Origin of the sequence: Mucilaginibacter myungsuensis (assembly GCF_015222005.1) — a bacterium.
Lineage (GTDB): Bacteria > Bacteroidota > Bacteroidia > Sphingobacteriales > Sphingobacteriaceae > Mucilaginibacter > Mucilaginibacter myungsuensis.
The window spans coordinates 26,170-37,490 of the sequence record NZ_JADFFL010000010.1; the positions used below are offsets into that span (position 1 = coordinate 26,170).

At 45.0% G+C, this 11,321-nt stretch carries 8 protein-coding genes; 5 read left to right on the forward strand and 3 right to left on the reverse strand.

Annotated elements, in window-relative coordinates; translation table 11 throughout:
• Positions 1 to 3: 3 nt before the first annotated feature.
• The 3 genes from IRJ16_RS19955 (at position 4) to IRJ16_RS19965 (ending at position 6,242) form a co-directional block, all read left to right on the forward strand.
• Positions 4 to 453 (forward strand): hypothetical protein, encoded by a 450-nt coding sequence (locus tag IRJ16_RS19955; RefSeq protein WP_194113414.1) that lies wholly within the window; start codon positions 4 to 6, stop codon positions 451 to 453.
• 232 nt (positions 454 to 685) lie between these two features.
• Positions 686 to 6,001 (forward strand): T9SS type A sorting domain-containing protein, encoded by a 5,316-nt coding sequence (locus IRJ16_RS23150; RefSeq protein ID WP_194113415.1) that lies wholly within the window; start codon positions 686 to 688, stop codon positions 5,999 to 6,001.
• 1 nt (position 6,002) lies between these two features.
• Positions 6,003 to 6,242 (forward strand): hypothetical protein, encoded by a 240-nt coding sequence (locus IRJ16_RS19965; protein ID WP_194113416.1) that lies wholly within the window; start codon positions 6,003 to 6,005, stop codon positions 6,240 to 6,242.
• 53 nt (positions 6,243 to 6,295) lie between these two features.
• Here IRJ16_RS19965 and IRJ16_RS19970 read toward each other — a convergent pair whose 3' ends face one another.
• Positions 6,296 to 7,945 (reverse strand): NAD+ synthase, encoded by a 1,650-nt coding sequence (locus tag IRJ16_RS19970; protein ID WP_194113417.1) that lies wholly within the window; start codon positions 7,943 to 7,945, stop codon positions 6,296 to 6,298.
• Between the two features lie 74 nt (positions 7,946 to 8,019).
• On the opposite strand from IRJ16_RS19970, the gene gldB reads away from it, so the two are divergent.
• The gene (gene gldB, locus IRJ16_RS19975) at positions 8,020 to 9,069 is read left to right on the forward strand and encodes a gliding motility lipoprotein GldB (RefSeq protein WP_194113418.1); all 1,050 of its coding nucleotides are present in this window, start codon (positions 8,020 to 8,022) and stop codon (positions 9,067 to 9,069) included.
• 275 nt (positions 9,070 to 9,344) lie between these two features.
• Here gldB and IRJ16_RS19980 read toward each other — a convergent pair whose 3' ends face one another.
• A complete protein-coding gene (locus IRJ16_RS19980; RefSeq protein WP_194113419.1) occupies positions 9,345 to 9,545 on the reverse strand; it encodes a hypothetical protein in 201 nt (66 codons plus the stop codon).
• 71 nt (positions 9,546 to 9,616) lie between these two features.
• The gene (locus IRJ16_RS19985; protein WP_194113420.1) at positions 9,617 to 10,495 is read right to left on the reverse strand and encodes a DUF4349 domain-containing protein; all 879 of its coding nucleotides are present in this window, start codon (positions 10,493 to 10,495) and stop codon (positions 9,617 to 9,619) included.
• A gap of 337 nt (positions 10,496 to 10,832) precedes the next feature.
• On the opposite strand from IRJ16_RS19985, the gene IRJ16_RS19990 reads away from it, so the two are divergent.
• Complete coding sequence (locus IRJ16_RS19990) at positions 10,833 to 11,267, forward strand: SRPBCC family protein (RefSeq protein ID WP_194113421.1); 435 nt, start codon at positions 10,833 to 10,835, stop codon at positions 11,265 to 11,267.
• The last annotated feature ends 54 nt before the right edge of the window (positions 11,268 to 11,321 follow it).

Consider the following 11,321-nt stretch of genomic DNA (forward strand, 5'->3'; position numbering starts at 1 on the left):
GCCATGAGATATAAACTTATTGTAGCGCCCATCGCTCTTTTATTTGCCTATGCCTGTAATGTTTTGCAACCGGGAGGGATAAAGCAAGGCGTCAGCGGATACATCTACCTGAGAACGGGCAACCAAATGCCATCTTTCGACCGCCCGTCGAGTAAGGGTCGGGGCGTTAGCCGCGAGGTTTTTTTCTACACACCTGCGTCTTTTTCCGACGTTTCGGGCAGTTCGCCATTGTTCTCGGGCGTAAATACCAAACTTATTTTACGTGTAAAGAGCGACAACAAAGGTTTTTTTAAAGCAAAATTGCCGGCAGGAAATTATTCAATGTTTGTAAAAGAAGGCCATAGTTTTTTTGGCTCTATAAGCGATGGCAACGGCATTATTAACCCTGTAACAGTCGATCAAAATACTATTACGAAACATGATCTAACCATCACCGCAAACGCGGCTTATTAATTTCGTAATAATTAAACACGACCACGAAAAATAATCCCCCAAATGGGTAAAGCTTTACCCGACGCAACCGTAACAATCGTTTTACAGTCAGTTATTTAGCCGTTGTGGAAACCTAAATAATACGGATAACGTATGTTTATTAACTTTGGCGCCTATTACTCCATTTAGGAATGAAGTAATAAGTATTTAAGTACTATTTTTGCACTACGTGTATCCCTATAATTCTAACAACGTGAAGAAACTTTTACGAAATTATTTTTTGCTGATCTTTTTGCCTGCCTTATTTGTGTTTTTGGGAGAGAAAGCGAGTGCGCAGACAGCTACGTTTACTACACGCACCGGCGGCTTACAACCAACCGGCAATGGCAACCCTATTACCCAAGGCCAAACACAGGTACCATTGATCGGTTTTAGTATTTCGGTATCCGGGGGTAGTATAACTTTCAAAAACTTCAATATAGGTTCAAACAAAACCTTAGATAACTTTATCGCTAACGGAACTTTGTATCGAAGCACTACGAACGGCGGAACTTATAACCCGGCAGCCAAAGGTACGCCGGTAGGTACGGCTACTATTAGCGGTAGCAATATCAGCATAGATAATTTATTAGAGACCGTTAGCAGCACAGAGGTTTATTATTTCTTTGTTGCCGATGCCATCTACAATAATGCTTCGATAGAGTATGATGGCCAGATCTACATCAATTCGGGAAACTTTGCTACAGATATTAACAACAATAACAATTATCAGTATTATAGTAACTATCGCGGTTACACATGGTCTTCCGGAAGTTCGCCTTACCCTTTAAGTGTTTCTAATAATACTACCGGGCTATCATCAACCAGCACTTTGCTTACAGCAAGCATGGCTAATAACGTCCTTTTAGCTTTTAGCATTAAGAATAACTCAAGCACTACGCGTACGATATCCAATGTTAACATCAATAGTAATTTAACAGGTTTACAAAATTATTTTTCCGCTGTTAGGTTATACACCAATACATCTAATACCTACGCTACGGCCGCAGGTAACCAAGTAGGGGGAACAACTACCATAAATACAAGTTCAAGCTATGCCGGATTTACACTAACTACAAATAACACTATAGCCGCAGGTGCCACTCGCTGGTTTTGGTTTGTTGCCGATCGCAATTCAAGTGCCTTTGCAAGTACGGATGTGCAGTTTAACTTTCAGTCGGGACAAAGCACCAGTTCCATCATTACTTCCGGACCGACGAACTTTAACACTGCCACTATATTTGGCAGCATTTACAATATCAATTATAGCAATATCACTATTGTACCTACTACCGGTTTAACAGGTCTTAAGGCTAATGGCAGTACTCTTACCGCCAAAGAGGCCGACGTGGTGGCGTTTGGTTTTAGAATGACATCTACAACCGCTATCACGGTTTCTCAATTCAATATCAACAGTAATAATAACAGCATAGGGACCTATTTTGGCAACGGTCGGGTGTATTACATTAATTCGGCTACTTATACTACAGGCACTAGGGGTACGGCGGTAGGTACAGTTGCTTTTAGTGGTAATTACGCTACGGTCACCATGACTGCTCAGAATACTTTTACAGGTAGTAATACCCGTTACTATTACGTAGTAATGGACAATATTGCCCCGGCGTCAACTACAACCAGTGTCGCATTCAACTTTACAAGTGGGCAATCTGCCAATGCGGTCACTATATCGGCACCTGCTGCATCAACGTTTAATACATTTTCGGGTAATGGTAACTCTTTAACATTACCAAGCCCTACAATTTACGTTACTACCAATACCAACGGTTTAAACACCAGTGCTATTGCACAAGGGCAAAATGATATTGTATTATACGGTTTTGCGGTAGAAGCTTTTGGTTCGCATACTTTCACCAATTTCAGAATAAGGACATCGGGGTCAGAAAATGGCTATTTCTCTAATGCCAGACTGATTAAATCAACGAGCAGTACTTTTCCGGGTGTATCGTCACCGGCTTATTCAGGGGTAGACGTTTGTGGTTGTAGTTTAATTCGAGCATCCGTTAATGAGACTGTTCCGTCCGGAACGACTTATTATTATTGGTTAGTTGCCGATTACACGGTCACTTGGGGTACTACACCGGTAGCCAACTACTCTTTCAATTTTCAAAGCGGGCAAGGCGAAGCAGCATTTGTAAGCAGCAGCCCTAATACATCTTATAACAATATCACGACTACAGCAAATACATTTGCTATTGGTGGATTGTATGATTGGGTTGCCGGCAGTAGCACTACCGCCTTTGGTACAGCAGGTAACTGGCGTATAAATGGTAGTACCCCAGCTACTCCGCCTGGTGCAAATGATGTGGCACGTATCGGGGTTATTGGTTATTATAATAACTATCAGCCAACTATCGCTGCCGGTAGTATCCCAACTGTTGGTAAGATCATTTTTGGCACAAACAATACACCTGTTTTAACAGTGACCGGTACCTTATATACCCTGACGGTGAACAAAGGTATAGATGTGACCAATAATGGCAACGCCAAGATCGTTGCAACCGGTGTTTTTGTATCCTTACCATCTACCGCCACTTCTACTTTAGGAACGTCTGCTACACTTACCTTAGATGGCGGTGGTTATACTCACGGCGGAACTATGACCATTGGCAGCGGTGGATCGATAGCCCATAGTAATAGTTTAACAGGCTTTACCAATTCGTCGACCGGTAGTGTTACTATGAATGGCACAAGCACGTTCTCTGAAAGTGCCGGCTTTAACAATGACGGATCTTTTGTACACAACGGCACCGGGGCTATCACACTGACCTCAACGTTAGATAACTCAGGCACATTTACCGCAGGTGGCAACTTTAGCCTTACCGGCGCGCTGACCAATAACTCGCCGGGAGCTTTAACGCTTGGTAGTGGTACAAGTTTGTTTTCGAGCACGGTGGCCAATGCGGCAGGTGCAAGTATCACCATGGGCAGTGGTACTACAACATTCTCCGGCGCGGTTACCAACAATGGTACATTGACCGCAGGGGGTGGTGCAATAACTTTTACCGGCGCGTTTGCCAATAATACAAGCGGCGCAACAGCAACGCTAAACGGCGCAGGCACCAGGACATTTTCAAACACTATTAATAACGTTACCGGCGCTACCATTACCTTGGGTAGTGGCGCTACAAGCGTTAACGGCGTTATTACTAATAATGGCACCTTTACCGCAGGTGCGGGTAATCTTTCGGCAGCGTCGGACCTTACCAATGGCGGTACATTTAATGGTGGCAGCGGCACGCACGACTTTAACGGCACTAACTTTACCAACAGTGGTACTTTTAATCTATCATCGGGTACAAGCCTCATCGTGGCTACCACCTTCGCTAACTCGGGCACGGTGGTCAGCAACGGTGCGGGTACAGTTAATTTCGACCGTGGGGGTGTGCAAGCTATCAATAATACCAATGCCTCTATATCGGCACCTGCATCAGTCGCTTTTAATAACCTTATCCTTAGCGGCTCGGGGACAAAAACTTTAACTGGTACAGCCACTGGGGGCAAATTCAGCATTGCACCATCAGGCACATTAACCGTGAGCAATGGTATAACATTTGCTGTTGCAGCTGGTACCAATAATTATTTAACCTTATTGTCCGACGCTACCGGATCTGCACAGGTGGCAGCATTATCCACCGGGGTGATCACCGGGCAATTGAGTGTCGAGCGTTATATTTCGGGCGGCGATAAAGCCCTACGCAGCTATCGTTTGCTTAGTGCGTCGGTAAGCCAATCGGCAACTACTCCGTTCTATATCAACTTCGCTAACTTTGCTAACGCTAACGCCGCGGCTAATCTTAATGGCAATAATGTTTACACCGGTGGCCCCGGTACCGGTTTCAGCATTACCCAAGCTACACCAAGCATTTATCTGTATGATGAACGGCCCGTACCTGCCGCAGGTTTTAATGCCGGCAAAACCAAGGGCATTACTCAACTTAATACAGGTACAACACCAACAACAGTAAACATTGCGGCAGGTACTTCGCTTAGCACCGGCATTGTTAACAACCAAAACGTACCTATTGGTAACGGTTTTATGATCTATAACGTAGGCCATACCGGCCAAACAACGCCTAACCTAACAAGCAGCACGCCTGCCGAATATAAGATCACTCAAAAGGGTTACCTAAATCAAGGCAATATTCCTGTAACGTTGTGGTTCACGCCTACGGGTGGCGCTGGCAAGTTGTCGTACACATCTTCTCTTGCAGCGCCGGGTTATAATATGTTGGGTAATCCGTATGCGTCTACGCTGGATCTTACTGCTTTTGTTAACGCTAATAGCTCTATCGAAAGCTATATTTATCAGTTAGGTTCTGATAATACCGGCGGACAAGCGTATGTGGCATGGAACAGGGGCCTACAATCATCGCCGGATGCTACCCGGTATGTGGCCAGTGGGCAGGGCTTTTTTGTAAAGGCTAAAACCGCCAACAGTACGGTAACTTTTACCGAGTTGCAAAAGGCGTCGGCCCAGAACCCTAACGCGGGCTTCTTTATGAGCACAGACCCGTTGGCTGCCGAGCCGGTGACCGGTTTTTACATTAAGTTAGAAAAAGACATTGAGAATTACGACCACTGTGGTATTTACTTTGGTAAGGATTATAACGATAATTACCTGAAAGAAGAGGACGCTTTGGATATCGACGGCGCATCGCCAAAGGTTTACATGTCCAGCTATAGTGCCGACGGCAGGCGCACCGCTATTAATGCCAGTGCCGATTACAAAGGTGGCAAAACTATCAAACTTTATGTTAACGCTATTGAGGATGGCACTTACACGCTAAGGATCCAGGATATCAAGAACATGGATACAAATTATGATATCTGGCTGGTAGATAACCTTAAGAGTGATTCGGTGAACTTAACTGTTACCGATAATCATAGTTTCAATATTACCCGTAGTGATGCTACCACCTATGGCGGCGAACGTTTTAAATTAGTGATAAAACGCAAACCAATGCCGCCATATAAATTCCTGTCGTTAAAAGGACAAGTGGCAGGCCGCGTGATCAACCTGACCTGGAATACACAGAACGAGGGTAATTACGTAGGCTTTACGGTTGAAAGGCTGAATGCCAATAAACAATATGATCCGTTAAAATATTTTGTCTCGAATGGGGCCGGCACTTACAACTTTATAGATAATAACCCTAACAGAGGGGTTAACGTGTACCGGATAAAACAAGATGATATTGATCACAAGATAAGCTATTCAAAAGACCTATCTTTGCTGCTGATCGACGGCAATACTAAGGACAAGAAATTTAACCTGTTCCCTAACCCGGTAGCCAGCGATCCGTTGAATGTTAAATTTGTTACCGAGATAAAGGGTTCTGTAAAGATCACGGTCGTTAATGCCGCAGGTTATATCATGTTAACAAGTACTACTACGCAACAACAAACCACAATAGACGTTAGTAGTTTAAAAAGCGGCGCTTACTTTGTAAAAGCTGTTTCGGAATCGACCGGCGAGAGCATTGGATCCGAAACGTTTATAAAACTATAAAATGGTCAAGATAAAAAAGCTGATCTTATTTTTAATTCTATCGTTCGTTATCAGCATTAGCAGCCTTTGTGTTTATGCTGATCCCGGCGGCTTGCCGGGTGGCGGGGACACCGGCGGTTGCGACCCTTTCGACCCAAGCAATTGCGCCACTCCGCTTGATACCTGGTTGATCGTACTTATAGCCGGCGGCCTGTTATTAGGTTACCGGCAAATACAAAAGCAAAAAAGTCCTTCTGTTTAAGAAGGACTTTTTTGTTCCCGAGACTTTGAACTTTTGACTTGAGACTTCAGATCTTAAGAAAGATACTTACCCACTATAGGCATCCTCCTGCCCATACCAAAAGCTTTGGGCGACACCCGTAAGATAGGCGGGGTTTGGTAGCGTTTATGTTCGGCAATATTCACCAGGCGGATCACACGGCGTACCACCTGCTCGTCGTAACCTAATTTGATGATCCCTTTAGATGAGGTCTTGTTCTCGATATACTCTTTCAGGATAGCATCCAGGATATCGTATTCAGGTAACGAGTCGCTGTCCTTTTGATCGGGGCGCAACTCTGCCGATGGCGGTTTAACGATGGAATTGATAGGGATGATCGCTTTATCGCGATTGATGTAATTAGCCAACTGATAAACCTGAGTTTTGTAAACATCGCCTAATACAGATATACCACCGCACATATCGCCATATAAAGTGCCATAACCCACGGCGGCCTCGCTTTTGTTAGATGTATTGAGCAATATATACCCAAACTTATTACACATCGCCATCAACAATACCGCACGACTGCGGGATTGAATATTCTCTTCGGCAATATTAAATGGCAAGCCCTCAAATTGAGGTTGAAGGACTGCCTCTAAAGCATCGGTAACAGAACGGATAGCAATGGTTTCGGACTTGCAGCCCAGATTGGTTACCAGGTCCTCGGCATCCTTTAAAGAGTGATCGGTAGAGAATTTAGATGGCAGCAATACCGCCATTACGTTCTCTGCACCTAAAGCATCGGCTGCTAAAGCGCATACCACAGCCGAATCGATACCGCCGGATAGGCCAAGCGTTGCGCTCTTAAATCCCGATTTATGGAAGTAATCACGGATGCCCAGGATCAAACCTTCGTAGATCTGCTCGATATCGGTTTGGCGGTTAGCGCGCACCGTGGACGGTTGGTTCAATTTGATGGATGCATCCGGTTGCAGATCGTAATAAGTGATAGCTTCGTTAAAGTAAGGCAGCTCATCGGCAATGTTACCTTCATTATCGAACACCAAAGATCCGCCGTCAAAGATCAACTCCGTTTGCGCTCCTACATGGTTCACATAAAATAATGGTAACGCATAGCGGCGGGCGTTATCACTTAGGATAGCGATACGCTCCTCATCATGATCATACGCGAAAGGCGAGGCAGCAATGTTGATCATCACATCAGGTTTCTCTTTGATCAGCTCGTCCATTGGGCGGGTGATGTAGAGCGGGTTCTCGATGGTGTTCCAAAGGTCCTCGCAAATGGTCAAGGCTATGCGGATGCCTTTATAGTCGATACATTTAAAGGTGGTGGATGGCTCAAAATAGCGGTACTCGTCAAATACATCGTAATTAGGCAACAATGCTTTATTTACTACGGCGGTCACTTTGCCATTAGCAATAAAGTAGGCCGAGTTATTCAGGTCCTTGCCTTCGGGGTTTTTATTTTCTGTCGGGATACCGATGATGCAGGCAATGTCGGTACACTCGGCGGCAATTTGTTGGGCAGCGGCTTCGCATAGCTCAATGTATTCTTGGAACTCTAAAAAATCGCGCGATGGATAGCCGCATACAGATAATTCAGCAAAAACTACCAGTTCGGCGCCCTTAGCGCGGGCTTGCTTTATGGTATCGATGATCTTGGCAGTGTTAGACTCGAAATTGCCGACGTGATAATTCAGTTGCGCTAAAGCTATCTTCATAAATAGGATCGGTGCAGGGCGGGCACCGGGTATAAGTAAAGCCCAAAAAATATAAATTTGCCGAAAGCATTACTATGGCGACGGCAATTTACAGAACCAAACAAATTTACTTATTATTTATAACATGTTTTTTGCTTGCATCGTGCGACAGCGGCAAAAAAAAGGTGGATGTAAGCCATATTGACGTTGATATTAAAATAGAACGCTTTGATCACGATCTGGACGATATGCGCCGCAAACCCATGCCTGCGCAGGCCCATTTAATGCAAGGCAAATACGGCGAATTTTACCGCGATTACATGGAACGCATTTTGCCCTTGGGCAGAATAACCGACTCGGCTTATTTAATAAAACTCGGCCAAATACTTAGCACGCCGGATTATCAAGCCCTAAAGCACGAGACCGACTCCATCTACCCCAACATGGATAAAGCCAACGAACAACTGACCGATGCTTTCCGTCGCATCAAATACTATTTCCCTAAGCAGCAGATACCGAAGGTTTATGCCTATATCTCGGGCTTCCAGACACAGGTTGCCATTGGGCAGGGTTATGTTGGTATCGGGCTGGATATGTTTTTGGGCGAGAAGTCGAAGTTTTATCCGGCGTTGGTTCAGGTAAGCCCGCATTATATTTCGCGCCGTTTTACGCCCGACTATATCGCTCCGCGAGTGGTAGAGACCATTGCGCAGGAAGACATGTTCAGGCAGCCGGACGAGCAGAAGATACTTCTGGATAAAATGATCTACGCCGGCAAGGTAATGTACTTTATGGACCAGGTTTTGCCCGACGTTGCTGACAGCGTGAAGATAGGCTACACCGCTGCCCAAATGGAATGGTGTAAGCAATTTAAGGCCGAGATATGGGGTTACTTTTTAGAGGAGAAACTACTATTCGACTCTGACGAGCTAAAAACCCAAAAATACCTTGGCGAAGCACCATTTACACCCGGACTTGGCGAGGGTAATGAATCTGCCCCACGGTTGGGCATTTGGACCGGCTGGCAGATCGTGCGCCAGTACATGGAGCGCAACCCCAACGTGACGCTGCCGCAATTAATGGCTGATAACGATGCCCAGAAGATATTGAACGGCAGTAAGTACCGGCCCGAGAAAGGGGACTAAGTATGACGAGCGTAGGTGTATACGGTGTGGGTGTATACACCATATACACTTAATAGATGCTGAATATCAGGTAATTAAAATTCATCATTTTAGGGAACCTTGCTTAGTCCTGTCCGTATAATGTGTTTTTAGTTTGATGTGCTTAGCGGTAAACTTACTATACATAAGCGCGGTGCGATGTGTTTTTTGGCTTTCGGTCAGTCATCGACCTAAAAAGCAAAAGGCGACCTAAACAGATCGCCTTTTGCTTTTTATACTGAACAGTTACCTGTTACTTATTTCATGATCGCGAAAACCGCCTTTAACGAGATGATGATACCAACGATCAGGATCACGTTAGATAAGCTGGTCCAAAAGAAAGAATCGCCCAGGAAACGGACAAACACGCCTGCAAGACCAATAAAGGTTGCAATGGTTAACAAAATGTAGTGGCTTGGGTTATTTGCGTTCTCTGCCGATTTAGCTGGGTTACTCATATCTGTTGACATTTATGTTTGTGCAAAAATAAAAATGTTTACGTAATAACAGGCAATTGTTCCGGATTATTTTATGCGCCAGCTTGACGGGTAACAGCATACTTTCTGCGGGCGTAACGGATGATCAGCCAAATAGCCAAACCTGTTACCACCAATACCCATAAATTAGTGGCTACAATTATCACTTCTTTAAAAACGCTCCATCCATTATTTATCGCCAAACCGAACCTGCTCGAGAATGGCAAACCATACGCCGAAGGGTCATCATTGGCGATCACCTCTTTGTTAATGATATTACTTTGATAAAGATCCAAGCTTACCACACTATATTTCACCGCGTCATTCACGCGCTGGTTCTCTATTTGGTGATCGATCATGTCGTCGGTAAGCATCAACACTGCTTCCGGGCGTTTAATGGTCACCTTACCTTTCTTCTGCTTATCAAGCAGTTCTTTACGGCTGCTCAGTTTCAATTTGTTCGACAGGTAGTCGAGCGTCTTATCCTCAATATCCATCCTGCGGAGACTTACGTAAACGCCCATTGCCGATACCTTGTCCATATACTCTTCCAATTTGGCAGAGGGCACTTTCACCATCATATCTGCCGATATACTTAACGAGGTCACCCGCATTACCGAATCATTGCTTAAGCGGGTATCTTTTGTTCCTTCGGTATCCGAGTTCATTTGATGATGGGTGACCATGCCACCGTAACCTGCGGTCAAAGCAGAAATGTCCTTGCCCGACTTGACCACATCCTTTACCTTAAAGCGCAATTCAGCCGTCCTCACCAATTTATTTTCGGGGATACTAATGCTATCAGCGGCCACCGCATCAATGGAATCGGCAGTAGAGGCCGACGCGTTATTTACTTCGTAATTCCCCGCGCCACTGCACGCGGCGAACAATGCGGTGCCGGCCAGCAGCGCCACTACAACTCTTGTTTTCATGATATTAGTTTTTAAAAGGTTCTTTAAAATAACCCAGGTAAAAATGCCGGCCGGCGTGTTTTTAGATGTGGTCCTTATTTTTATTATTGATACCCTGATGGGGAGAAAAGTAACCCGGGGTTTTGTAAAATATATTGTTACAGAACTATGCGTGTCGATCTAACCACAAAGTACACAAAGGATAGATACACAAAGGACACAAAGCTTTGCAAATGTTCAGCCATGCATCTTTGTGTCCTTTGTGAAAGTCTCTGTGCGCTTCGTGGTTGGCTAACCGTCCAAACCTTTCCCTTCCATCAACGTTCTATCTATCACATCACCGATAAAACCGAATACCATGGCTACCAAACTAAAATCAACCAACAGCATCAGCATAAACGCCCCTATCGAACTGGCCTGGCAAGCACTTACCGACCCGGCTTTGATCAAACAATACTTATTTGGGACTACCGTAACGTCGGACTGGAAACTGGGCAGCGCCATTACTTACACCGGCGAGTGGGAAGGTAAAAGCTACGAGGATAAAGGCCAGATCATGGATGTGATACCCTTTAAACACCTCCACACCACCTACTGGAGCGGTATGAGCGGCAAGGCCGATGAACCGCAGAACTATGTGAATGTCTATTACGATATAGAGCGTGATGGCGATGGAACACTGGTGACTGTCACCCAGGATGGTATAGAGAACGAGGAAGGGGTGGAGCACATGAATAAGAACTGGGGGACGGTTTTGCAAGAGATGAAGAAAGTGCTGGAAGGGTTAAAATAACTATTTTTTCATTGCGAGTTTAACTATTACGGGGTTTGAAGGCGATATAACGTT